General features: G+C 50.4%; 26 protein-coding genes and 1 riboswitch. Of the genes, 21 read left to right on the forward strand and 5 right to left on the reverse strand.

From position 1 onward, the window contains the following. The first annotated feature begins 9 nt into the window (after positions 1-9). The 16 genes from rplX to rplQ all read left to right on the forward strand — a co-directional run bounded on the left by rplX (position 10) and on the right by rplQ (position 8,106). Complete coding sequence (gene rplX, locus AC4GL5_RS07595; RefSeq protein WP_078320638.1) at positions 10-327, forward strand: 50S ribosomal protein L24; 318 nt, start codon at positions 10-12, stop codon at positions 325-327. Between the two features lie 17 nt (positions 328-344). Further along, positions 345-884: a 50S ribosomal protein L5 gene (rplE, locus tag AC4GL5_RS07600; RefSeq protein WP_086481859.1), complete on the forward strand. Its 540-nt coding sequence runs from the start codon at positions 345-347 to the stop codon at positions 882-884. 11 nt (positions 885-895) lie between these two features. After that, positions 896-1,201, forward strand: coding sequence for a 30S ribosomal protein S14 (gene rpsN / locus AC4GL5_RS07605; protein WP_490382181.1), 306 nt, complete (start codon positions 896-898; stop codon positions 1,199-1,201). Positions 1,202-1,228: 27 nt separating this feature from the next. Further along, on the forward strand, positions 1,229-1,621 hold the full coding sequence (rpsH, locus tag AC4GL5_RS07610; protein ID WP_490382182.1) for a 30S ribosomal protein S8: 393 nt from the start codon (positions 1,229-1,231) through the stop codon (positions 1,619-1,621). Between the two features lie 9 nt (positions 1,622-1,630). Further along, the gene (gene rplF, locus AC4GL5_RS07615) at positions 1,631-2,161 is read left to right on the forward strand and encodes a 50S ribosomal protein L6 (protein ID WP_490382183.1); all 531 of its coding nucleotides are present in this window, start codon (positions 1,631-1,633) and stop codon (positions 2,159-2,161) included. A gap of 9 nt (positions 2,162-2,170) precedes the next feature. Beyond that, entirely contained in the window at positions 2,171-2,521 is a 351-nt protein-coding gene (gene rplR, locus AC4GL5_RS07620) for a 50S ribosomal protein L18 (protein ID WP_490382184.1), read from the forward strand. A gap of 11 nt (positions 2,522-2,532) precedes the next feature. Then, on the forward strand, positions 2,533-3,033 hold the full coding sequence (rpsE, locus tag AC4GL5_RS07625) for a 30S ribosomal protein S5 (protein ID WP_490382185.1): 501 nt from the start codon (positions 2,533-2,535) through the stop codon (positions 3,031-3,033). A 2-nt stretch (positions 3,034-3,035) separates the two neighbouring features. Further along, positions 3,036-3,218, forward strand: coding sequence for a 50S ribosomal protein L30 (gene rpmD / locus AC4GL5_RS07630; RefSeq protein WP_086481853.1), 183 nt, complete (start codon positions 3,036-3,038; stop codon positions 3,216-3,218). A 2-nt stretch (positions 3,219-3,220) separates the two neighbouring features. Continuing rightward, a complete protein-coding gene (gene rplO, locus AC4GL5_RS07635) occupies positions 3,221-3,655 on the forward strand; it encodes a 50S ribosomal protein L15 (protein ID WP_490382186.1) in 435 nt (144 codons plus the stop codon). Then, positions 3,655-4,986 (forward strand): preprotein translocase subunit SecY, encoded by a 1,332-nt coding sequence (gene secY / locus AC4GL5_RS07640; protein WP_490382187.1) that lies wholly within the window; start codon positions 3,655-3,657, stop codon positions 4,984-4,986. Before rplO ends, secY begins: the two co-directional genes overlap by 1 nt. Before the next feature lie 21 nt (positions 4,987-5,007). Continuing rightward, a complete protein-coding gene (gene rpmJ, locus AC4GL5_RS07645; protein ID WP_028304221.1) occupies positions 5,008-5,121 on the forward strand; it encodes a 50S ribosomal protein L36 in 114 nt (37 codons plus the stop codon). A gap of 122 nt (positions 5,122-5,243) precedes the next feature. Continuing rightward, a complete protein-coding gene (gene rpsM, locus AC4GL5_RS07650) occupies positions 5,244-5,600 on the forward strand; it encodes a 30S ribosomal protein S13 (RefSeq protein WP_078320647.1) in 357 nt (118 codons plus the stop codon). Between the two features lie 32 nt (positions 5,601-5,632). Further along, positions 5,633-6,019: a 30S ribosomal protein S11 gene (rpsK, locus tag AC4GL5_RS07655; RefSeq protein ID WP_086481852.1), complete on the forward strand. Its 387-nt coding sequence runs from the start codon at positions 5,633-5,635 to the stop codon at positions 6,017-6,019. Positions 6,020-6,032: 13 nt separating this feature from the next. Beyond that, the gene (rpsD, locus tag AC4GL5_RS07660; protein WP_490382188.1) at positions 6,033-6,653 is read left to right on the forward strand and encodes a 30S ribosomal protein S4; all 621 of its coding nucleotides are present in this window, start codon (positions 6,033-6,035) and stop codon (positions 6,651-6,653) included. Positions 6,654-6,693: 40 nt separating this feature from the next. Further along, positions 6,694-7,695 (forward strand): DNA-directed RNA polymerase subunit alpha, encoded by a 1,002-nt coding sequence (locus tag AC4GL5_RS07665; protein ID WP_086481850.1) that lies wholly within the window; start codon positions 6,694-6,696, stop codon positions 7,693-7,695. 33 nt (positions 7,696-7,728) lie between these two features. Beyond that, positions 7,729-8,106: a 50S ribosomal protein L17 gene (gene rplQ / locus AC4GL5_RS07670; protein ID WP_078320650.1), complete on the forward strand. Its 378-nt coding sequence runs from the start codon at positions 7,729-7,731 to the stop codon at positions 8,104-8,106. Positions 8,107-8,220: 114 nt separating this feature from the next. Here rplQ and uvrA read toward each other — a convergent pair whose 3' ends face one another. Further along, the gene (uvrA, locus tag AC4GL5_RS07675; protein WP_490382189.1) at positions 8,221-11,049 is read right to left on the reverse strand and encodes an excinuclease ABC subunit UvrA; all 2,829 of its coding nucleotides are present in this window, start codon (positions 11,047-11,049) and stop codon (positions 8,221-8,223) included. 232 nt (positions 11,050-11,281) lie between these two features. On the opposite strand from uvrA, the gene AC4GL5_RS07680 reads away from it, so the two are divergent. The 4 genes from AC4GL5_RS07680 to AC4GL5_RS07695 all read left to right on the forward strand — a co-directional run bounded on the left by AC4GL5_RS07680 (position 11,282) and on the right by AC4GL5_RS07695 (position 15,212). Continuing rightward, complete coding sequence (locus AC4GL5_RS07680; protein ID WP_490382190.1) at positions 11,282-12,646, forward strand: MFS transporter; 1,365 nt, start codon at positions 11,282-11,284, stop codon at positions 12,644-12,646. Between the two features lie 31 nt (positions 12,647-12,677). Continuing rightward, entirely contained in the window at positions 12,678-13,403 is a 726-nt protein-coding gene (ssb, locus tag AC4GL5_RS07685) for a single-stranded DNA-binding protein (RefSeq protein WP_490382191.1), read from the forward strand. An 88-nt stretch (positions 13,404-13,491) separates the two neighbouring features. Further along, positions 13,492-14,418: a sugar nucleotide-binding protein gene (locus AC4GL5_RS07690; RefSeq protein WP_490382192.1), complete on the forward strand. Its 927-nt coding sequence runs from the start codon at positions 13,492-13,494 to the stop codon at positions 14,416-14,418. Further along, positions 14,415-15,212 (forward strand): lysophospholipid acyltransferase family protein, encoded by a 798-nt coding sequence (locus tag AC4GL5_RS07695; protein ID WP_490382193.1) that lies wholly within the window; start codon positions 14,415-14,417, stop codon positions 15,210-15,212. The genes AC4GL5_RS07690 and AC4GL5_RS07695 overlap by 4 nt, the downstream gene beginning before the upstream one ends. 24 nt (positions 15,213-15,236) lie before the next feature. Here the strand turns inward: AC4GL5_RS07695 and AC4GL5_RS07700 are convergent, their stop codons facing one another. From AC4GL5_RS07700 to metK, 4 genes are all read right to left on the reverse strand, one after another. Continuing rightward, entirely contained in the window at positions 15,237-15,683 is a 447-nt protein-coding gene (locus AC4GL5_RS07700; RefSeq protein ID WP_490382194.1) for a hypothetical protein, read from the reverse strand. Positions 15,684-15,932: 249 nt separating this feature from the next. Then, positions 15,933-16,766, reverse strand: a complete 834-nt coding sequence (gene metF, locus AC4GL5_RS07705) for a methylenetetrahydrofolate reductase [NAD(P)H] (protein ID WP_490382195.1) — start codon at positions 16,764-16,766, stop codon at positions 15,933-15,935. Between the two features lie 297 nt (positions 16,767-17,063). Then, positions 17,064-18,458, reverse strand: coding sequence for an adenosylhomocysteinase (ahcY, locus tag AC4GL5_RS07710; protein WP_490382196.1), 1,395 nt, complete (start codon positions 18,456-18,458; stop codon positions 17,064-17,066). 15 nt (positions 18,459-18,473) lie between these two features. Continuing rightward, positions 18,474-18,555, reverse strand: a riboswitch (S-adenosyl-L-homocysteine riboswitch). Between the two features lie 169 nt (positions 18,556-18,724). Then, positions 18,725-19,915, reverse strand: a complete 1,191-nt coding sequence (gene metK / locus AC4GL5_RS07715) for a methionine adenosyltransferase (RefSeq protein WP_490382197.1) — start codon at positions 19,913-19,915, stop codon at positions 18,725-18,727. Positions 19,916-20,551: 636 nt separating this feature from the next. Between metK and tkt the strand changes: the two genes are divergently transcribed. After that, positions 20,552-22,558, forward strand: a complete 2,007-nt coding sequence (gene tkt, locus AC4GL5_RS07720; RefSeq protein WP_490382251.1) for a transketolase — start codon at positions 20,552-20,554, stop codon at positions 22,556-22,558. Positions 22,559-22,646: the final 88 nt, after the last annotated feature.

A 22,646-nucleotide genomic window follows, 5' to 3' on the forward strand; every position in this document is an offset into this window, starting at 1 on the left:
AGACCGGCTATGCGTAAAATTAAACGTGAAGACGAGGTAATCGTCATTGCGGGTAAGGATAAAGGCAAGCGCGGCACCATTAAGCGTGTTCTTAAAGATGGTCGCATTGTTATTTCTGGTGTGAATATGGTTAAACGTCACACCAAGCCAAACCCGATGTTAGGCACACAAGGTGGTATTGTTGAGCGCGAAGCGCCCATCCATTCCTCAAATGTTGCCATTTATAACAAAGAAACCAACAAAGCTGATCGCGTTGGTTTCAAGGTCTTGGAAGATGGTTCCAAGGTTCGGATTTACAAGTCGACCCAGAAAGAGATCGACGCCTAATCGAGTCAGGTAACATCATGGCGAGACTGAAAGAGTTATATAAGTCAGAAGTTGTAGCCAAGTTGCAGGAGCAGTTTGGTTACAAAAATGTGATGCAGGTTCCTCGCATCACAAAGGTGACTCTTAACATGGGTATCGGCGATGCAACCAGCGACAAAAAGCTGATTGATAACGCACTGGTAGACCTTGAAGCACTGAGTGGCCAGAAACCAATCGTAACTAAGGCACGCAAATCTGTTGCTGGCTTTAAAGTTCGTGAAGGTTGGCCAATCGGTTGCAAGGTGACCATGCGCGCTGATCGTATGTGGGAGTTCCTGGATCGTCTGGTAGACATTTCTATTCCGCGTGTTCGTGACTTCCGTGGTCTGAACCCGAAGTCGTTTGACGGTCGTGGCAATTACAGTATGGGTGTTCGTGAACAGATCATCTTCCCTGAAATTGAATACGACAAAGTGGATCGTATCCGCGGTTTAGATATCACTATCACTACCACTGCGGAAACTAACGAGGAAGGTCTAGCCCTTCTGAGTGCTTTACAGTTCCCGTTCAAGAAATAAAGGGTAGGATCATGGCTAAAGTTAGTATGGTTCAGCGCGAAGCAAAGCGCGCTAAGCTGGTACAGAAGTACGCTGCAAAGCGTACTGAGTTAAAAGCTCTGATTGCTAACCCTGCGACTTCAGAAGAAGATCGCTGGGAAGCACAGCAACAGCTGCAGAAACTGCCACGTGACTCCAGCCCAGCACGTCAGCGTAACCGCTGTCGTGTGACTGGTCGTCCGCATGGCTTCTACAACAAGTTCGGCCTGAGCCGTATCAAGTTGCGTGAAGCTGCCATGCGTGGTGATGTTCCTGGCCTGCGTAAAGCAAGCTGGTAACCGCGTATATTTAGGAGCGCGAACCTAATGAGCATGCAAGATACACTGGCGGATATGTTTACTCGTATCCGTAACGCACAAATGGTAGCTAAGGAGTCCGTCTCCATGCCTTCTTCTAAACTGAAGGTTGAGCTGGCACGCGTGCTGAAGGAAGAAGGTTACATCACAGATTATTCTGTTGAGGGTGACGTGAAGCCTTCTCTGACTGTTGAACTTAAGTACTTCGAAGGCAAGCCGGTTATTGAAAAAATCGAGCGTGTTAGTAAGCCGAGTCTGCGCCAGTATAAAGGTGTAGATGCTCTGCCGAAGATCGAAGGTGGTTTGGGTGTTGCGATCGTGTCCACCTCTAAAGGTGTTATGACTGATCGCGCTGCACGCCAGGCCGGTGTTGGTGGCGAAGTCATCTGCACCGTATTCTAGGAGATCGAAATGTCCAGGGTAGCAAAAAGTCCTGTTGAACTGCCGAGTGGTGTTGAATTTAAGCAAGAAGGTCAGCTGGTTACTGTTAAAGGTAAACTGGGTGAGTTGAAGCTGGATCTGCACGCAGACGTAGTAGTTGAACAAAACGATAATGTGCTGACCTTTGCCCCGGCGTCTGATAAAGCATCATGGGCACAGGTGGGTACCGCTCGTGCCTTGATCAACAACATGGTTGTAGGTGCTAGTGAAGGTTTCACTAAGACACTCAACATCCTTGGTGTTGGTTTCCGTGCTCAGGCTAAGGGCAGCGAACTGAACCTGTCTCTAGGTTTCTCACATCCGGTTGACTACAGTCTGCCAGAAGGTGTGAGCGCAGAGACACCAAGCAATACTGTTATCGTACTGAAAAGTGCTGACAAACAGCTGCTGGGTCAGGTTGCTGCAGAGATTCGTGCTTACCGTCCACCTGAGCCTTATAAAGGTAAGGGTATCCGTTATGCGGACGAGCAAGTACGTCGCAAAGAAGCTAAGAAGAAGTAAGGCAGGGTTATGAGCGCTAAAAAAGAGTCTCGTTTACGTCGCGCGCGTCGTGCACGTGCCAAAATGCGTGAGCTCGGCGTACACCGCCTGTGTGTGAACCGCACCCCGCGTCACATTTATGCTCAAATCATCAGCCCAGACGGCGGCCAGGTAATGGCTGCTGCATCTACTGTAGATGCATCTCTGCGTGATGGCGCAACGGGCAACGTTGAAGCGGCAGGCAAAGTAGGCAAGCTGATTGCTGAACGCGCAAAAGAAGCAGGTGTAACTAAGGTTGCATTTGATCGCTCCGGCTACAAGTATCATGGCCGTGTAAAAGCGCTGGCAGATGCTGCCCGTGAAGGCGGTCTGGAATTCTAAGGGTAAAAGCGATGGCGAATATTGAACAGAAAGGCGGTGAGCTGCAGGAACGTTTAGTTCAGGTGAACCGCGTCGCCAAGGTAGTTAAGGGTGGTCGTATCTTCGGCTTCACAGCTCTGACTGTCGTTGGTGATGGCAATGGCCGTGTAGGCTTTGGCCGTGGTAAAGCTCGCGAAGTTCCAGTTGCTATTCAAAAGGCAATGGAACAAGCTCGCCGCAACATGGTGCAGGTTCAGCTTGACGGCAATACGCTGCAGTATCCTGTGAAAGCACGTCATGGTGCTTCTAAGGTTTACATGCAGCCAGCATCTGAAGGTACCGGTGTTATTGCTGGTGGTGCGATGCGTGCTGTACTGGAACTTGCTGGTGTACAAAACGTTCTGGCTAAGTGCTATGGCTCTACTAACCCGGTGAACGTTGTTCGTGCGACTGTTAAAGGTCTGGCGAACATGAACGCTCCTGAGGATGTAGCAGCTAAGCGTGGCAAGACTGTTGAGCAAATTCTGGGGTAAGTATCATGGCAAAAATCAAGGTAACTCTTACCCGTAGTCCGATCGGCATCCTGCCTAAGCACAAGCTTTGTGTTAAGGGTTTGGGTCTACGCCGTATCGGTCACACAGTTGAGCTGGAAGATACACCATCCGTTCGCGGTATGATCAACAAGGTTAACTACCTTGTTAGTGTTGAGGGAGAGTAATCATGAATCTGAATACTCTGAGCCCGGCTCCGGGTTCCAAGCCAGCTAAAAAACGTGTTGGCCGTGGTATCGGTAGTGGTCTGGGTAAGACTGGTGGTCGTGGCCACAAAGGTCAGAAATCCCGTTCCGGCGGTTCTGTTAAACCAGGTTTCGAAGGTGGTCAGATGCCACTGCAGCGTCGTCTGCCGAAATTTGGTTTTACGTCGCGTCAGGCAGCTTTCAAAGCTGAAGTTCGTCTGCACGAACTGGCTAAAGTTGAAGCTGCTGTGATCGATATCGCTGCTCTTAAGCAGGCTGATATCATCAAGGACAACGTTGAACGTGTTCGCGTTATCCTGTCTGGCGAGATTGACAAGGCAGTTACTGTAAGTGGCCTGGAAGTAACCAAAGGTGCACGTGCAGCAATTGAAGCCGCAGGCGGAAAGGTCGAAGAATAATGGCTAAATCAGGATCAGTACCAGCAGGAGCACAAAAAGGGTTAGCGGAACTTTGGTCTCGCTTACGCTTTGTGTTTATCGCCATTGTAGTTTATCGCATTGGCGCTCATATCCCTGTCCCTGGTATCAATCCTGAGAGACTGGCTGCTTTATTCCAGCAGAGCGAAGGCACCATTCTGAGCTTGTTTAACATGTTCTCAGGTGGTGCTCTCGAGCGCATGTCGATCTTGGCACTGGGCATCATGCCTTATATTTCTGCCTCGATTATCATGCAGCTGCTGACGGTGGTTTCCCCAACTCTTGAACAGCTCAAGAAAGAAGGGGAAGCCGGTCGTCGCAAAATCAATCAATACACCCGCTATGGCACAGTTGTGTTAGCAACGGTGCAATCGATTGGTATGGCAGTTGGTCTTGCTAGTCAGGGCGTCGCTTTTGCGGCGGATTTCAGCTTCTACTTTGTAGCAGTTGTTACCCTGGTTTCAGGTGCGATATTCCTGATGTGGCTTGGTGAGCAAGTTACCGAGCGTGGTATCGGCAATGGTATTTCCATTCTGATTTTCGCCGGTATCGTTGCTGGTTTGCCAAGCGCCATCGGCCAGTCCTTCGAACAGGCGCGTCAGGATAACATCAATATCCTGGCTCTGTTAGCGATTGCCGTTCTGGCAGTACTGACTGTTGCATTTGTTGTTTTCATGGAGCGCGGCCAGCGTCGCATTACTGTGAATTACGCCAAACGCCAGCAAGGCCGAAAGGTATTTGCTGCGCAATCCAGTCATCTGCCCCTGAAAGTAAACATGGCCGGTGTTATTCCGCCAATTTTTGCTTCCAGTATTTTGTTGTTCCCTGCTTCTATTGGGCAGTGGTTCGGACAAAATGAAAGTATGGCATGGTTGCAGGAAGCTTCTTTAGCTTTGGCACCAGGTCAGCCGTTGTATATCTTGCTTTTTGCGCTCAGTGTTGTATTCTTCTGCTACTTTTATACAGCACTGGTATTCAACCCCAAAGATGTCGCTGACAACCTGAAAAAATCAGGTGCGTTCATTCCTGGCATCCGCCCCGGGGAGCACTCAGCTCGCTATATTGATGGTGTAATGTCTCGCCTGACTTTGTTCGGTGCGCTGTACATTACTGCTGTGTCTTTAATGCCACAGTTCCTGGTAGTTGCCTGGAGTGTACCGTTCTACTTCGGTGGTACTTCCCTGCTGATTGTTGTAGTCGTGGTCATGGACTTTATGGCTCAGGTGCAGTCGCATCTAATGAGTCATCAGTACGAGTCCCTGATGAAAAAATCGAACTTGAAAGGTTACGGTAGCGGTGGAATGCTGCGCTAAGGCCTTAAACTGGAGTTGGTGATGAAAGTTCGTGCATCCGTAAAAAAGATCTGCCGTAACTGCAAGATCATTCGTCGCCGCGGCGCAGTGCGTGTGATCTGCACTGAGCCTAAGCACAAACAACGTCAGGGTTAATCCTGACATTGGGTTACGAAAGGCGATACTCCTTGATATTTCTGATATCAAGGAGTATTCTTTTGCGCCCTTCGTGGACAATAAACTGAAAGAGCGATTGCTCGTATATCGGAGATAGCTGAATGGCCCGTATTGCAGGTGTCAATATTCCCGACAATAAGCATGCGGTGATCTCGCTGACCTATATCTATGGTATTGGTGGAACCACTGCTAAAAGCATTCTTGCAGCAGTAGGTGTTGAGCCTACCACTAAGATTGCTGAACTGTCTGAAGACGTTCTGGACCAGGTTCGTAACGAGGTAGGCAAGTACACTGTTGAAGGTGACCTGCGCCGCGAAATTAGCATGAATATCAAGCGTCTTATGGACCTTGGTTGCTATCGTGGTCTGCGTCATCGTCGTAGCCTTCCCGTTCGCGGTCAGCGCACCAAGACTAACGCGCGTACTCGTAAAGGTCCGCGTAAACCGATTCGCAAGTAATTTTGTGAAGCTTTTTACAGGAAACATACATTATGGCTAACCCAGCACGTAACCGTAAAAAAGTTAAAAAGACAGTAGTGGACGGTGTTGCACACATCCACGCTTCTTTTAACAATACGATCGTTACGATTACTGACCGCCAGGGCAATACCCTATCTTGGGCAACTGCCGGTGGTTCGGGTTTTCGTGGTTCTCGTAAGAGTACCCCGTTCGCAGCTCAAGTAGCTAGTGAGCGTGCTGCAGCTGCAGCAGCCGAATATGGTGTTAAAAACGTTGATGTATTAGTTAAGGGTCCTGGACCAGGCCGTGAGTCTGCTGTTCGTGCACTTAACGCTGCTGGCTTTAAAGTTGGCAACATTACTGACGTGACACCTATTCCGCACAACGGTTGTCGCCCACCCAAGAAACGTCGTGTGTAAGGAGGCGGATTAGATGGCACGTTATATTGGCCCTAAGTGCAAGCTTTCACGTCGTGAGGGCGTAGACTTATTCCTGAAAAGCGGTGTGACCGCTTTTGATAATAAGTGTAAATCAGAAACGGCTCCTGGCCAGCACGGTCAGCGTCGTGGACGTTTGTCTGAGTATGGTCTGCAGCTGCGTGAAAAGCAGAAAGTTCGTCGTATGTACGGCGTACTTGAAAAGCAGTTCCGTAACTACTACAAAGAAGCAGCTCGTCTGAAGGGCGCAACTGGTGAAAACCTGCTGCAGCTTCTGGAAAGTCGTCTGGACAACGTTATTTATCGTATGGGCTTTGGCTCCACTCGCGCTGAAGCACGTCAGCTTGTTAGCCATAAGGCTATCCAGGTAAATGGCCGCACGGTGAACATCGCTTCTTACCAAGTTAAAGCAGGTGATGTTGTTTCAGTTCGTGAGAAAGCAAAGAACCAGCTGCGTATCCAGAACGCACTGCAACTGGCTTCTCAGCGTACTGATGTACAGTGGGTTGATGTTGATAGCAAGAAGATGGAAGGTACGTTCAAGTCTAAACCTGAGCGTTCTGAACTGTCTGCTGATATCAACGAGAACCTGATTGTTGAGCTGTACTCCAAGTAATCTCTGAGTATTCATCTGGCAGCTAAGTAAAGGTAGTTCTATGCAGCGTTCAGTGACAGAATTTCTACGTCCACGCGAAATTAAGGTCGAAGAAGTAAGCGCTACTCGTGCGAAAGTAATTCTCGAACCATTTGAGCGTGGCTATGGTCACACTCTGGGTAATGCTCTACGTCGTATTCTTTTGTCTTCTATGCCGGGTTGTGCCGTAGTAGAAGCAGAGATCGAAGGCGTTCTGCATGAGTACAGTGCGGTTGAAGGTGTTCAGGAAGATGTTATCGAGATCCTTCTGAACCTGAAAGATGTTGCAATCCTGTTGCACGGCCGCGATGAAGCGGTACTGACGCTGAATAAGAAAGGTCCTGGTGCAGTGACAGCTGGTGATATCCAGCTGGATCATGATGTTGAAATCGTTAATCCAGAGCACGTGATCGCTCACTTGAATGCGGATGCTGAGATCAAAATGCAGCTTCGTGTTCAGCGTGGTCGTGGTTATGAGCCGGCTGATGCACGTCAATCCCCTGAAGACGAAAGCCGTTCTATCGGCCGTCTGCAGCTGGATGCGACCTTCAGCCCGGTACGTCGTGTTTCTTATGTTGTTGAAAGCGCGCGCGTTGAGCAACGTACTGACCTCGACAAACTGATTATCGATCTTGAGACAGATGGCACTTTAGATCCTGAAGAAGCAATTCGTCGCTCGGCGACCATCCTTCAGGAGCAGTTGGCTGCCTTTGTTGATCTTGAGACTGACAAAGAGCAAGAACCTGAAGAAGAGGAAGATCAAATTGATCCGATTCTTCTGCGTCCGGTTGATGATCTGGAACTAACTGTTCGCTCTGCAAACTGTCTGAAAGCCGAGAACATCTACTACATTGGTGACCTGATTCAGCGCACTGAAGTAGAACTACTGAAGACCCCGAACCTTGGTAAGAAGTCTCTGACTGAGATCAAGGATGTTCTGGCGTCTCGTGGTTTGTCCCTGGGTATGCGGTTGGAAAACTGGCCGCCAGCAAGTTTGAAGGGTGACGATAAGGCTTCTGCCTGATTCAGTCATCACGGTTTGGTAAGGAACTGAAAAATGCGTCATCGTAAGAGTGGTCGTAAATTTAATCGTAATAGTTCACACCGCAAGGCTATGTTCAAGAACATGGTTGTATCGCTGGTTGAACATGAACTGATTAAAACTACACTGCCGAAAGCTAAAGAACTGCGTGGCCACATTGAGCCACTGATCACTTTGGCTAAGAATGATTCTGTAGCAAACCGCCGTCTGGCATTTGCACGTACTCGTTCTGATGCAGCTGTAGGTAAGCTGTTTACTGATCTGGGTCCTCGTTACCAGAATCGTCCTGGCGGTTATGTTCGCATCCTTAAATGCGGCTTCCGTGCAGGCGACAACGCGCCAATGGCATACGTTGAACTGGTTGATCGTCCAGTAGCAGCAGAAGAAGAGTAAGATTTACTTTTCTTCACCAAAAACCGGCCTATTGGCCGGTTTTTTTATGCCTTGATTTTGAGTTATCAAAATTCAGATCAATAAAAAGCCGCTCACTGAGCGGCTTTATTCGATCTATTTCTTTCTGAGTAGAGGGGCTAAGAAGTGGCCGGTATGAGAATGTTCTACTTTTGCCAATTGTTCAGGGGTGCCTTCAGCGATGATCTGTCCCCCTCCGCTGCCTCCTTCCGGGCCAAGATCAATCAGCCAGTCTGCTGTTTTGATAACATCCAGGTTGTGCTCAATCACAACAAGTGTATTGCCGTGATCACGTAGGCGCTGAAGGACAGTTAACAGTTGTTGAATATCGGCAAAATGTAGCCCTGTGGTCGGTTCATCCAGAATATAAATCGTTTTGCCAGTGTCCCTCTTTGACAATTCCTTCGCGAGTTTTACACGTTGCGCTTCGCCGCCGGAGAGAGTAGTGGCGCTTTGGCCAAGGCGTATATAAGACAAACCTACATCGATCAGTGTCTGAAGTTTTCGGGCAAGAGCAGGAACAGCACTGAAAAATTCCAGCGCATCCTCCATTGTCATATCCAATACTTCGTGGATCGTTTTACCTTTATAACGAACTTCCAGTGTTTCCCTGTTGTAGCGCTTCCCTTTACAGACATCGCAAGGCACATAGATATCAGGAAGAAAGTGCATCTCAACTTTGATCAGGCCATCGCCTTGACAGGCTTCACACCGTCCACCTTTGACGTTGAAGCTGAAACGCCCCGGCTTATATCCACGTGAGCGGGCCTCTTGCGTGCCTGCAAAGAGTTCACGAATCGGTGTAAAGAGTCCTGTGTAGGTCGCTGGATTTGAACGTGGCGTCCGACCGATGGGGCTCTGATCGATATCGATGACCTTATCGAACAATTCTAAGCCTTCAATATCATCATAGGCCGCAGGCGTTAGTGTCGTATTACGGTTCAATTCACGTGCTAACAGCGGGTAAAGCGTACCGTTAATCAGTGTCGACTTACCCGAGCCGGAGACGCCTGTGATACAGGTCAGGAGTCCTGCTGAAATGGTGAGATCTACATCCCTCAGGTTGTTTCCCTTAGCGCCTTTAAGCCTCAATTGCTGATCCGGATGGGCTGGGATGCGGAATTTGGGTATGGCGATCTCTTTTTCACCACTGAGATATTGGCCGGTTACAGAAGCTTTATTAGCGATCACTTCCTCCGGTGTGCCGGCAGCAACCACTTGGCCACCATGCACTCCTGCACCAGGCCCAATATCCAACAAATAGTCAGCGGACCGAATTGCATCTTCATCGTGCTCAACCACGATAACGGTATTGCCCAGATCCCTAAGATGGGTCAGTGTTTGTATCAGGCGTTCATTATCCCTCTGATGCAGTCCAATAGAGGGTTCATCAAGAATATACATAACACCAACAAGTCCAGCGCCGATCTGGCTGGCCAGACGAATCCTTTGAGCTTCACCGCCGGACAGTGTGTCGGCACTGCGTTCCAATGTCAGATAATCGAGCCCGACATTAACGAGAAACTGCAGGCGCTGGCGGATTTCGGATAGAATTTTATCGGCAATCTCACCTTTTCGCCCTTCTAACTGCAGTGTTCCGTAATAATGAAAGGCATCGCCAATTGGCATCTGCACAACGTCCTGAATATGTTTGTCAGCAACACTGACAAACCGGGCTTCTTCCCTCAACCGCGCTCCGTCACAGCTTGGGCAAGGCTGAACGCTCAGATACTTGGCCAGTTCCTCCCGTACCATCTGTGATTCAGTTTCACGATAGCGGCGTTCCATGTTGGGAATAACCCCTTCAAAGGGATGGGATCGGGTAACCTTGTCGCCACGGTCATTAATATAGACAAATTCAACCTTGGTACTGCCTGTTCCCTTTAAAACCAGTTTTTGATGTTCTGTTGGCAGATCTTTCCAAGGTGTCTCCAGTTTAAACCCAAACTGTTTGGCAACTGAGGAGAGCATTGAAAAGTAATAGACGCTGCCTCTATCCCAGCCACGTATTGCACCCTCTGCCAGGCTGAGCTCATTGTTCGTGATGAGCTTATCCTGATTAAAGAACTGATGCGTACCAAGACCATCACAGGTCGGGCAGGCGCCGGCTGGGTTATTGAAAGAGAAAAGGCGAGGCTCAAGATCCTGAATCGCATAGCCGCATTCAGGGCAGGCGAATTTTGAGGAGAAGCTTATATCAGGCTGTTCGCCATCCATAAAGTGGACGATGGCCAAGCCATCAGCCAATTGAAGCGCGGTTTCAAATGATTCTGCCAGTCGTTGCTGCTGGTCAGGGCGTACCTTGATTCGATCAACAACTACTTCCAGGGTGTGTTTCTTATTCTTATCAAGCGCAGGCACGTCATCAAGCTCATAAACGGTGCCATTGACTCTGATGCGGACATAGCCCTGACTTCTCAGCTCACCTAAAAGATTAAGGTGCTCCCCTTTGCGTGCCCGCACAACCGGTGCCAGAAGCATCAGCTTGCTACCTTCCGGCAATGCCAGTACATGATCCACCATCTGGCTCACCTCCTGAGCCTCCAGGGGTAAAGCATGAGTCGGACAGTGCGGTGTACCGGCTCGAGCAAACAGCAGGCGAAGGTAATCGTAAATCTCAGTAATGGTACCCACAGTGGAGCGTGGGTTATGGGAAGTGGATTTCTGCTCGATTGAGATTGCCGGTGACAGACCTTCGATATGATCAACATCCGGCTTTTCCATCATCGACAAAAACTGACGGGCATAGGTTGAAAGAGATTCCACGTAGCGCCGTTGGCCTTCAGCATACAAGGTGTCAAAGGCGAGTGAAGACTTACCTGAGCCGGACAGGCCAGTGATTACCACCAGTTTATCCCGGGGAATCTCAATATTAACGTCTTTCAGGTTATGAGTACGTGCACCGCGAACCAGTATTTTATCCATGGACCTTCCGCTGAATCTGAGAAAAGGTAGCATTGATGAAATGGAAGAGCACCAATGTTTCAGGGCTAAGCATTATAGAGAGACACTGGATGTTAGAACAGGGGGCTCCTGTCATAGAACTTATCATGGTGGTAATGCAGCCATGATCAGGAGTAAAATGTTCGGCTATTCGAAAACAGTACAAACTGATGGTGCTGTCATTTTGTCGATTTCTATGGGGTAAACAAGCCGGATGAGTATTGAGTCGATGACAACCGGTGAACGCCGAGCCGTTACCGGACTGGCGGGCTTATATGTGCTGCGGATGTTGGGTCTTTTTATGGTCCTGCCGGTACTGTCGATTTACAGTGCAGACCTGGAAGGTGCAACACCTGCTCTGATCGGCATGGCGATTGGTGGTTATGGTCTGACGCAGGCTTTACTCCAAATCCCGTTTGGTTTCCTGTCTGATAAAATAGGCCGTAAGACGGTTATCGTTTTTGGTTTGCTGCTGTTTATCGCAGGCAGTGTTGTTGCTGCCATGTCTGAGTCCATCTATGGGGTTATTATCGGTCGCTGTCTACAGGGCAGTGGTGCGATTGCCAGTAGCCTGATGGCGCTTCTGTCTGATTTAACCCGTGAACAGATGCGCATGCGAGCTATGGCGGTTGTCGGTATGAGCATCGGTATCTCTTTCTCGGTAGCACTTGTGTTGGGCCCCGTCATCTCTCAGCCATTTGGACTGGAAGGTCTTTTTTGGTTTACCGCAGTGCTTGCTTCATTGGGGCTGGCGGTTATCTGGAAATGGGTACCAACGCCTCAGCGCTATGATCAACATCGGGATACAGGTGTGCAGAGAGGGCAGCTGAAACAGATCGTTCGGCACCCTGAACTGCTGCGTCTCGACTTCGGTATCTTTATTCTGCATCTGGTGATGACCGCGACCTTTGTTGTGGTGCCATTGCGTATGGTTGAGCTGGGCTTGGCAACCGCGAGTCACTGGATGGTTTATCTTCCCATAATGATTCTCTCTTTCCTTGCGATGGTGCCTTTTATTATCGTGGCGGAGAAAAAGCGCAAGATGAAGCCGATCTTTATCTTTGCCATTACGCTTGTTGCCGCTTCGCAGCTGCTGATGGGGGGGCTTACGGCAGAAAGCCGAAATGCCCTCTTTATCCTGTTGTTCCTCTACTTTATGGCCTTTAATCTGTTGGAAGCGAGCTTGCCTTCACTGGTGAGTAAGATCTCTCCGGCCGGTCAGAAAGGCGCTGCTATGGGCGTTTACTCCAGCAGCCAATTTCTGGGGGCTTTCGTAGGTGGGGCAGCCGGTGGTTGGGTTTATGGCGAGTGGGGTATTGATGCGGTGTTGATGGCTTGTGGATTGCTGGCGCTACTTTGGGCTGTGGTGGTTCTCCCTATGGCCCCTCCTAAGCATCTGACGGGTAAAGCTGTATCACTACCAGAGCACTGGATGCAGGATACCGAAGGTTTTGTAAAACGTCTTTTGGCTCTGCCGGGCGTTGAAGAGGTTGTGGTTATCTCTGACGAGAAAGCAGCCTATATGAAAATTGATAAAGCACATTTTGATGATCAGGCGCTGGCAGCAGCCATCGCCTGATAAAACTGAATACAGCATTCTGGAGTAAGTTATGTCCCGTGGTATTAACAAGGTCATCCTGGTTGGAAATGTCGGTCAGGATCCGGAAGTTCGCTATATGCCAAATGGCGGTGCGGTCGCTAACGTAACCCTGGCCACCAGCGAAAGCTGGATGGACAAAAATAGTGGTCAGCGTCAGGAAAAGACAGAATGGCATCGCATCGTTTTCTTCGGCAAGTTGGCGGATGTTGTCAGTCAGTATGTGAAGAAGGGCTCTAAGCTGTATGTTGAAGGCAAGCTACAGACCCGGAAATGGCAGGATCAAAGTGGTAATGACAAATACACCACTGAAATTGTTGTAGATGGCTTCAACGGTCAGATGCAAATGTTGGATGGCCGTGGTGGTGACAACAACGGTGGTTACAACGCTGGTGCTAATATGGGTGGTGCTCAAGGTGGTATGGGTGGCAATCAGGGTGGTTATGGTAATAACCCTGCGGCACAGCCTATAGCGCAGCCTCAGCAGAGTAACTTTCAGCAGCAGGCTCCCCAGCAAGCCGCGAACCCGTATCAGCAGCCGGATTACTCTCAGTCGGCACCCCAACAGCAGCCAGCCCCTCAACAGCAAGCTCCTCAACAGCAAGCTCCTCAACAGCAAGCTCCTCGTCCTGCTCCTCAGCAGCAGGCACCACAGCAGCCACAGGGTGGTAACTTTGGCTCTCCTGCCAGTGCTCCGGCTCAAGGCTTTGATGACTTCGATGACGATATCCCGTTCTAATCCGGACGATAGCGCGAGATACATCTGAATAATCGGCGGCGGGGTGAACTCTTAGCCGCTTGCATTGGTTTGTGGGAGCGAGAGATACATGCATATCTTTTTGACGGAGAAAGAGTCCGGACTTGCCAAGGGCTTTCTCAGTTATGCTCAGGGGATTCGAGGGTTGCGTTGCAGTGTGTTTGATGGCGATGCGAATGATGCTGTTGAACTGCAGCGTCAGTTGACTGAAGCAGGTCCTGATTTTGTCGTTAATACCCTGCAGTTTGATGATCTGAATCTGGTTGAGCAATCTCCCGACCGTGCCTGGCAGCTGAATGCTATTCTTCCGGACCATTTGGCTCACATCTGTCTGGATCTGGGCGCTGCCTTGATACAGATCTCTTCCGATGAAGTGATTGGTGAAGTCCGCAACGGTACTTTTCACGAAAAAGATACGGTACACCCGCTGAATACCTTCGGTGAAACCAAATGGCAGGGAGAAGAAGCTGTCCGTCAGCTTCTGAAACGTCATGTCATTCTGCGTTTTGGCACGCTCTTCGATGGGGACGCTGGTAGTGCCTGGGTTTCTCAGATTCTTAATGAGGCTCAGAAACCACAGGATATGCAGGAAGCGGCAGATATCACATTATCGCCAACGGCTCTCTCTGATGCCAGTCGCGTTATCACTGCGATAATTCAGCAGCTTGATGCCGGTGCCGACTGCTGGGGGACTTATCACTATGCCGGAGTAGAACCCATCAGCCGGGCTCATTTTGCAGAACAGGTGATTGAGTTGGCGCAGGAGCGAGGCTTGTTAACCGGTGCTGAAATGGTGCGTGGTGTTTCTGCGACAGCTATGGGGTTGGCGGGGAAGCAGGCTTTGCATCGTGAGATGAGCTGCCAGAAAATTATGGATCACTACGGAATTAAACAACGTAGCTGGCGTCCGGCATTGGTGGAGGCTATCGAGCAGGCCGCTGACCAGAAAGACGCTGACCAACAGGCTGCGGATGAAAAAGAGGAACCATCAGTATGATTACAGCCCTTAGAGCCATTGTTTTCTATGTGGGCTATATGTTCGCACTGATCTTCACCAGCTGTATTACGGCACCTCTGAGTTACTTTATGCCTTTTACTATCAGGGCCTGGTTGATTACCCGCTTTAACTGGTTTGTCCTGGTTTGGCTGCGTATTACCTGTGGTATTCGTACCGAGGTTGAGGGATTGGAAAAGCTGCCTAAGGGGCAGCAAATGGTGATTTTGAGTAATCATCAGTCTGAGTGGGAAACCATCTACCTGCAGCTTGTTGCACAACCTATGAGTACTGTGCTGAAGCGTGAACTTCTGAAAATCCCTTTCTTTGGCTGGGGACTGAAAGCTTTGAATCCCATTGCGGTTGATCGTGGTAAACCTGCCGCAGCGATGAAGCAGGTTCTTAAACAGGGCAAGGCCCGCCTTGAAGAGGGGATGTCTGTTCTGGTCTTCCCTGAGGGGACAAGAACTCAACCGGGAACCCGGGGGAATCATAAAAAAGGTGGTGCCATGTTGGCTACGAATTCCGGTGTTCCGGTTTTGCCTGTGGCCCACAATGGTGGCGAGCACTGGACATCCAGTCCTCTGGTGAAGAAGTCAGGTACGATTAAAGTGGTATTTGGTCCTTTGATACAGACCGAAGGCCGACACGTTAATGAGGTGCATGCTGAGGTGACTGCGTGGCTTGAAAGTCAGGTTGACCGACTTTCTGAGCTTCCGGTACCGGAGAAAAAGGGAGAAGATGCCCAGGCTTCAGCATCCCAGGCACCTTCAGAGCCAAGCCATTCAAAGACTTAGTCATTCAGACCAAGCTAAAGCGTCTTAGGGATAAGACGCTGTCATCGGAGTTGATGCCAGAGGCGCAAGACTTGGAGCATCAATCGTGCCTTCGGCAAACAATTCCCCTGCCTGAACCGTGTAATTGGATACTCGGGTGGTTCGCTCACCCTTCACTTTAAAGCTAATCAGCTCAATCGTGCCCGGCTTAAGGTCTTTATGCCAGTGAAGCTGCTGGTTACGGCTATTCAGCATCACAAGGCCTGCAAAGCGTTCTTTCAGTTTCAGGTGCCAACTGGTTAGGGTTGCGGCTCCCTGATCGACCCGTACGCGATAGTAAAATTCGGTCTGATCACTGGACTGATGATAGTGAACCCCCACTAAACGAATGTCCCAGCCATTGTCCTGAGCGGTTTCTGGTAGGGGAATTAAATTCGCGGCGAAGATTTGGCTGCTGAAAAGGAACAGGCAGGCACTCAGTAGCTTTTTCATGATCAATACCTCTTGTTTATCCCTATCTATCGTTACAGGCGGGATACATTGCTTAACAAGCATTGTAGATGAAATATTGCCAATGAGAAGTAATAGGGCAAATTAAATGTATTTTTGAGAGATTGTTCCGGAAATACTTTTCACAGAGATAAAAAAACCGGCCAAACAGAAAATTTCTCTGTGTGACCGGTCAAAGTTGTCAGAAAACAACAAGAAAATATGAAAGGAAAGAGGGTTAACGCTGTCTGATTACAGGCCCAGATTCTTACAGATCGCGCGGTTTGGCTCGGTCTGGTTCATGGTGTAGAAGTGCAGGCTTGGCGCACCACCGGCGATCAGTTGTTCGCACAGGCGGGTAATCACCTCTTCACCAAACTGACGGATGCTGGCGCTGTCATCACCGTAAGACTCAAGCTGCTTGCGCACCCAGCGTGGGATTTCAGCGCCGCAAGCATCACTGAAACGAGCCAAGCTGCTGTAGTTAGTGATCGGCATAATGCCTGGAATAATCGGAATCTCGATGCCCAGCTTCTGGCAGCGTTCAACATAGTAGAAGTAGCTGTCGGCATTAAAGAAGTACTGAGTGATGGCGCTGTTGGCACCGGCATCCACTTTCTTTTTAAAGTTGAGCAGATCCGCTTCAAAGCTGGCTGCCTGAGGATGTGTCTCAGGATAAGCCGCCACTTCCAGATGGAAGTGATCGCCGGTTTCCTTACGGATAAACTCCACCAGCTCATTGGCGTAACGCAGTTCACCCGGAGAACCCATACCGGATGGCAGATCACCGCGCAGGGCCACGATACGGTCGATGCCTTTGTCGATGTAGAAGTTCAGCAGATCACGCAGGCTGTCGGTGCTGCTACCGACGCAGGACAGGTGCGGTGCGGTATTGATACCGGCTTCACGCATCTCCTGAACGGTATTGATGGTGCGCTCCTGAGTGGAGCCACCAGCGCCATAAGTCACGGAGAAGAAGTTAGGACTCATAGCCGCCAGCTCATCCCGAACAACACGCAGCTTTTCCTGGCCTTGTGGGGTTTTAGGAGGGAAGAACTCAAAACTGATATCGACTGGCTGGCTCATGGCTATATTCCAAAAAAGTTTGTTTGCGTTATTTCTTATTACTTTTTACAGAGTTTGCTTCAGGTGCGCCAGTGAAAGTTTTTTCTATCTTTATGAGTAAAACTCATAGAAAAGGAAAACTGTTGAAAACTAATTACTTAAGATGCGGCTTAATTGATGAGGGTGTTGGGTATTTTTCCTGATCTTCGGGCATAAAAAAGCCCCGTTTTACCCTGGGGCAAAATGGGGCTTGGATACTTTATTCTGGTCATTCAGTCCGGCTGTGCAGGGCATGGCCGGACTGTCTGAAGCAGAGTATTAGTACTTGTAGCTTTCCGGCTTGAACGGGCCTTCAACAGGAACGCCGATGTAGCCAGCCTGTTCTTCAGATAGCTGGGTGATCACACCGCTGAAGCCTTCAACCATGTAGCGTGCTACTTCTTCGTCCAGCTGCTTCGGCAGAACTTCAACGGTGATGTTCGCCGCTTTCTCTTCTGCAGGCAGGTTAGCGAAACCGGCTTTGTACAGGTGGATCTGAGCCAGTACCTGGTTGGCGAAAGAGCCATCCATGATGCGCGATGGGTGGCCAGTTGCGTTACCCAGGTTAACCAGGCGGCCTTCAGACAGCAGGATCAGGTAGTCGCTGCTATCCAGATTCACGTCAGTGCCCGGCTTAGCGTCGCGGAACACCTTATGTACCTGCGGCTTAACTTCTTCCCACGCCCAGTTCTCACGCATGTAAGCGGTATCGATCTCGTTATCGAAGTGACCGATGTTACATACCACAGCACCTTTTTTCAGGGCTTTCAGCATGTTGGCGTTACACACGTTGTAGTTACCTGTGGTGGTCACGATCAGGTCGGTTTTCTGCAGCAGCGGTGCGTTGATAGACGCATCGGTACCGTCGAACCGGCCATTGATAAACGGAGAAACCACTTCGAAACCATCCATGCAGGCCTGCATCGCACAGATAGGGTCCACTTCAGTTACGGATACGATCATGCCTTCCTGACGCAGAGACGCAGCAGAACCTTTACCTACGTCACCGTAGCCGATAACCAGCGCTTTTTTACCGGACAGCAGGTGGTCAGTACCACGCTTGATCGCGTCATTCAGAGAGTGACGGCAGCCGTACTTGTTGTCGTTTTTCGACTTGGTTACCGCGTCGTTGACGTTGATCGCAGGAACCTTCAGGGTGCCTTTCTGCATCATTTCGATCAGACGGTGAACACCTGTGGTAGTTTCTTCAGAAACACCGTGGATGCTGTCCAGCATTGCCGGGTATTTTTCGTGGATCAGAGCGGTCAGGTCACCACCGTCGTCCAGCAGGATGTTTGCATCCCAAGGGCTGCCATCTTTATTGATGGTCTGCTCCAGACACCAAACGTACTCGTCTTCGGTCTCACCTTTCCAGGCAAATACAGGGATCTCACCGGCAGCGATAGCCGCAGCAGCATGATCCTGCGTGGAGAAGATGTTGCACGAAGACCAGCGAACTTCAGCACCCAGCGCGACCAGTGTTTCGATCAGAACCGCAGTCTGAATGGTCATGTGAATACAGCCGATGATTTTAGCGCCGGCCAGCGGTTGCTCAGCACGGTACTTTTCACGGATCGCCATCAGTGCAGGCATTTCAGATTCTGCGATGCGGATCTCGTTACGGCCATAGTCAGCAAGAGTGATATCAGCGACTTTGTAGTCATTGAAGCTCATAGGTTTCTCCATTCGGGTGAATGGGCGCCCTTGCAATTAAAGTTGGCACGGGACTGAGCGTAGCGGAGAAGGCTCCGTTGCAGCGCCCCTCAGTCCTGTGTGAGTGTCGCTTGCGGAATTGCCGAAAGCGACCATCTGCCGGAAGCTGCTCAGAAAACAGTCAGCCAACAGACCAAAATTCAGATACAGCAAAGCAGGAGCAAGCTCCTGCTTCGTGGTGTGCCCGAAGCCGTAAAGTCCCGGGCACAATAACAAGCGTCTATCTCTTACAGGCCGGCAGCGGCTTTCAGATCATCAGCTTTGTCAGTTTCTTCCCAAGGGAAGGCGGTAAAGGTGTCATCACCGACCGTCATCTCAAACGGGTTGCGACCGAAGTGGCCATAGGCCGCAGTCAGGCGGTACATAGGGTGCAACAGATCCAGCATACGGGTGATCGCGAAAGGACGCAGATCGAAGTGCTCACGAACCAGCTTGATGATGGTGTCGTCAGATACTTTGCCCGTGCCGAAGGTGTTGATGGATACAGACGTCGGCTCAGCAACACCAATGGCGTAGGACACCTGAATCTCACAACGATCCGCCAGACCCGCAGCAACGATATTTTTCGCCACATAACGGCCTGCATACGCGGCAGAACGGTCAACCTTGGATGGATCTTTACCGGAGAACGCACCACCACCGTGACGCGCCATACCACCGTAAGTGTCTACGATGATCTTACGGCCGGTCAGACCGCAGTCGCCCACAGGACCACCGATTACGAAGTTACCGGTTGGGTTGATGTGGAACTGAGTGTCTTTGGTCAGCAGCTCAGCAGGGATCTCCTGCTTAACGATCAGCTCCATTACCGCTTCACGCAGGTCTTTCTGAGAGACTTCCGGGTTGTGCTGTGTGGACAGAACAATCGCATCGATCGCAGACACTTTACCGTTTTCATAACGGCAGGTGACCTGAGATTTTGCATCCGGACGCAACCAGTTCAGCTGGCCGCTCTTACGGGCTTCAGCCTGACGCTCTACCAGGCGGTGAGCAAAGGTCACAGGAGCCGGCATCAGAACGTCGGTTTCGTTAGACGCATAGCCGAACATCAGCCCCTGGTCACCAGCACCCTGATCTTCCGGTTTCTGACGATCCACACCCTGTGCAATATCCACAGACTGTTTACCAATCAAGTTGATGATGCCGCAGGTGCTGCCATCAAAGCCTACATCAGAAGAGGTATAGCCAATGTCGTTAATAACGCCACGAACCAGATCTTCCAGGTCGATCCAAGCGGATGTAGAAATTTCACCAGAAACAATGGCAACACCAGTTTTCACCATGGTTTCACAGGCAACACGGGCGTATTTATCTTCCGCCAGAATTGCATCTAACACGGCATCAGAAATCTGGTCAGCGATTTTATCCGGATGGCCTTCAGATACAGATTCAGACGTAAATAAAGAGTATTCGCTCATGATTCTCTTATTACCCTCAAAGGAGTTGAAAATAAGGAATTAGCCAAGGCTGTTTTGTTTGAATGTTAATTCAAGGGGAAACGGCCCGACCTCCTGTAACAGCTAACGACGTTTAGCTGTCGGTTGATTTAGCAGTCCCGGCATTTGGCCGGTTCTGCCTGTAATAGCGTTTGACCTAGGAAGCTCACTTCGGCCTGCTCAGAACATCGCAAAGACAGACAAAAATGTGGGATGGAATCACTCCGTTGGACGCGCTTAAAGTTAGTCAGTAATTGTAGCAACTGAATTCATCGGATACACAGTGAAATTTATTAAAATTCACCTGCGCAGGATTCATTTGTCATGAACTCAGGTCTTTCTTTACCGGATAGCCGCCTTATCCGATCATCTGAGGCGTTAAATCAGCTGACCCGCAGATAAATAGCCCTTTGGGTTTGAAGCCTGAGGCCAGATCAGCGACAATACGCGCCTATTTTCCGGTGGTTTGCTTCGATTGTGTGGCTATCTGGGTGAGTCTCTTTTCTGAAGCTGCTTATTAATTGAGCAGTGTCAAAGACTTAGCCAGATATCTGTATAAACAGGCAGGCCATGAAACATTTTTTGTGGCCCTGCCACACACCCTGGAGTCTGGAAAGCATGCCTTCCCGTTCTGATTTAGCTAATGCCATCCGTGCCCTGAGCATGGACGCCGTTCAGAAAGCCAAGTCCGGTCACCCCGGCGCCCCGATGGGGATGGCTGATATTGCTGAAGTACTATGGAACGACTTCCTGCAACACAACCCAAGCAACCCGAACTGGGTTAACCGCGACCGTTTTGTGCTGTCTAACGGCCACGGTTCTATGCTGCTGTATTCTCTGCTACACCTGAGCGGGTACGATCTGTCTATCGACGATCTGAAAAACTTCCGTCAGCTGCACGCCAAAACCGCAGGTCACCCTGAGTACGGTTACGCACCGGGCGTTGAAACCACCACTGGCCCTCTGGGCCAGGGGATCGCTAACGCGGTAGGTATGGCGGTTGCTGAAAAAGCCTTAGCGGGCCAGTTCAACCGTGACGGTCACGAGATTGTCGATCACTACACCTACACCTTCCTGGGTGATGGCTGCATGATGGAAGGTATCTCCCACGAGGTATGTTCTCTGGCCGGTACGCTGGGTCTGGGCAAACTGATCGCTTTCTACGACGACAACGGCATCTCTATCGATGGCGAAGTTGAAGGCTGGTTCACCGACAACACTGAGCAGCGTTTTGAAGCGTACGGCTGGCACGTGATCAAAGTTGACGGTCACAACGCTGACGAGATCAAGGCAGCAACCGAAGCCGCTAAAGCAGAATCCGGTAAGCCAAGCCTGATCATCTGTAAAACCATCATCGGTTTTGGTTCGCCAAACAAAGAAGGCAAAGAAGATTGCCACGGCGCACCTCTGGGTGATGATGAAATCGCACTGACCCGCGAGCGCCTGAACTGGCCTCACGCGCCATTCGAAATCCCTGCGGATATCGCAGCGGGCTGGAATGCACAGGAAAAAGGTGCCGCAGCAGAAAGCGCGTGGAACGAGCAGTTTGCAGCTTATGAAGCGGCTTACCCTGAACTGGCAGCGGAGCTGAAGCGTCGTATGTCTGGCGACCTGCCAGCTGACTTCGCTGATAAAGCCGATGCTTATATCAAAGCCTGCCAGGAAAAAGGCGAGACCGTTGCCACCCGTAAAGCGTCTCTGAACAGCCTGAACGCCTTTGGCCCTGAGCTGCCGGAACTGCTGGGCGGTTCTGCGGATCTGGCACCATCCAACCTGACTTTCTGGAACGGCGCAAAAGCGATCACTGCTGATGACGCATCCGGTAACTACATGCACTACGGTGTACGTGAGTTCGGTATGGCGGCCATCATGAATGGTGTTGCTCTGCACGGCGGTTTCGTTCCTTACGGCGCAACCTTCCTGATCTTTATGGAATACGCCCGTAACGCCGTACGTATGGCGGCGCTGATGAAGCAGCGCGCTATCTACGTATTCACGCACGACTCTATCGGTCTGGGTGAAGATGGCCCGACGCACCAGCCGGTTGAGCAGGTGCCAAGTCTGCGCGGCACGCCAAACATGAGTGTATGGCGTCCATGTGATGCAGTTGAAACGGCTGTAGCCTGGAAAGCCTCCCTTGAGCGTACCGATGGCCCAAGCTCTCTGATTCTGTCCCGTCAGAATCTGGATCACCAGCCACGTAACGACGAGCAGCTGGCGAATATCGCCCGTGGTGCATACGTGCTGAAAGATTGCGAAGGCACCGCCGATGCGATCCTGATCGCCACCGGTTCTGAAGTGGCGCTGGCGCTGTCTGCCGCTGAAGAGCTGACTGCTAAAGGCAAGAAGATCCGCGTTGTTTCCATGCCGTCTACTGATCGTTTCGACGCTCAGGACGCTGCATACCGCGAATCTGTACTGCCAGCTGACGTAATCACCCGTGTTGCTGTTGAGGCGGCTCACAAAGACTTCTGGTACAAATATGTAGGTCTGGAAGGCGCCATCATCGGTATGGAAACCTTCGGTGAATCCGCACCGGCGAACCTGCTGTTTGAAGAGTTCGGTTTCACCACTGAAAACGTGGTGGGCACCGTTGAAGAACTGCTGGAAGAGCTGGACGACTAATCGTTTAACGATCCGTTATCCCGCTTTTTAGCGTAAAAAGGCAGCCCTCGGGCTGCCTTTTTGCGTTTTTAGTAGCGGATAAATAACA

This window comes from Oceanospirillum sp. (genome assembly GCF_982874595.1).

Coding starts and splice junctions, on each gene's coding strand:
- rplX (WP_078320638.1), top strand. CDS start 10: ATGCGTAAAATTAAACGTGAAGACGAGGTAATCGTCATTGCGGGTAAG.
- rplE (WP_086481859.1), top strand. CDS start 345: ATGGCGAGACTGAAAGAGTTATATAAGTCAGAAGTTGTAGCCAAGTTG.
- rpsN (WP_490382181.1), top strand. CDS start 896: ATGGCTAAAGTTAGTATGGTTCAGCGCGAAGCAAAGCGCGCTAAGCTG.
- rpsH (WP_490382182.1), top strand. CDS start 1,229: ATGAGCATGCAAGATACACTGGCGGATATGTTTACTCGTATCCGTAAC.
- rplF (WP_490382183.1), top strand. CDS start 1,631: ATGTCCAGGGTAGCAAAAAGTCCTGTTGAACTGCCGAGTGGTGTTGAA.
- rplR (WP_490382184.1), top strand. CDS start 2,171: ATGAGCGCTAAAAAAGAGTCTCGTTTACGTCGCGCGCGTCGTGCACGT.
- rpsE (WP_490382185.1), top strand. CDS start 2,533: ATGGCGAATATTGAACAGAAAGGCGGTGAGCTGCAGGAACGTTTAGTT.
- rplO (WP_490382186.1), top strand. CDS start 3,221: ATGAATCTGAATACTCTGAGCCCGGCTCCGGGTTCCAAGCCAGCTAAA.
- secY (WP_490382187.1), top strand. CDS start 3,655: ATGGCTAAATCAGGATCAGTACCAGCAGGAGCACAAAAAGGGTTAGCG.
- rpmJ (WP_028304221.1), top strand. CDS start 5,008: ATGAAAGTTCGTGCATCCGTAAAAAAGATCTGCCGTAACTGCAAGATC.
- rpsM (WP_078320647.1), top strand. CDS start 5,244: ATGGCCCGTATTGCAGGTGTCAATATTCCCGACAATAAGCATGCGGTG.
- rpsK (WP_086481852.1), top strand. CDS start 5,633: ATGGCTAACCCAGCACGTAACCGTAAAAAAGTTAAAAAGACAGTAGTG.
- rpsD (WP_490382188.1), top strand. CDS start 6,033: ATGGCACGTTATATTGGCCCTAAGTGCAAGCTTTCACGTCGTGAGGGC.
- AC4GL5_RS07665 (WP_086481850.1), top strand. CDS start 6,694: ATGCAGCGTTCAGTGACAGAATTTCTACGTCCACGCGAAATTAAGGTC.
- rplQ (WP_078320650.1), top strand. CDS start 7,729: ATGCGTCATCGTAAGAGTGGTCGTAAATTTAATCGTAATAGTTCACAC.
- uvrA (WP_490382189.1), bottom strand. CDS start 11,049: ATGGATAAAATACTGGTTCGCGGTGCACGTACTCATAACCTGAAAGAC.
- AC4GL5_RS07680 (WP_490382190.1), top strand. CDS start 11,282: ATGAGTATTGAGTCGATGACAACCGGTGAACGCCGAGCCGTTACCGGA.
- ssb (WP_490382191.1), top strand. CDS start 12,678: ATGTCCCGTGGTATTAACAAGGTCATCCTGGTTGGAAATGTCGGTCAG.
- AC4GL5_RS07690 (WP_490382192.1), top strand. CDS start 13,492: ATGCATATCTTTTTGACGGAGAAAGAGTCCGGACTTGCCAAGGGCTTT.
- AC4GL5_RS07695 (WP_490382193.1), top strand. CDS start 14,415: ATGATTACAGCCCTTAGAGCCATTGTTTTCTATGTGGGCTATATGTTC.
- AC4GL5_RS07700 (WP_490382194.1), bottom strand. CDS start 15,683: ATGAAAAAGCTACTGAGTGCCTGCCTGTTCCTTTTCAGCAGCCAAATC.
- metF (WP_490382195.1), bottom strand. CDS start 16,766: ATGAGCCAGCCAGTCGATATCAGTTTTGAGTTCTTCCCTCCTAAAACC.
- ahcY (WP_490382196.1), bottom strand. CDS start 18,458: ATGAGCTTCAATGACTACAAAGTCGCTGATATCACTCTTGCTGACTAT.
- metK (WP_490382197.1), bottom strand. CDS start 19,915: ATGAGCGAATACTCTTTATTTACGTCTGAATCTGTATCTGAAGGCCAT.
- tkt (WP_490382251.1), top strand. CDS start 20,552: ATGCCTTCCCGTTCTGATTTAGCTAATGCCATCCGTGCCCTGAGCATG.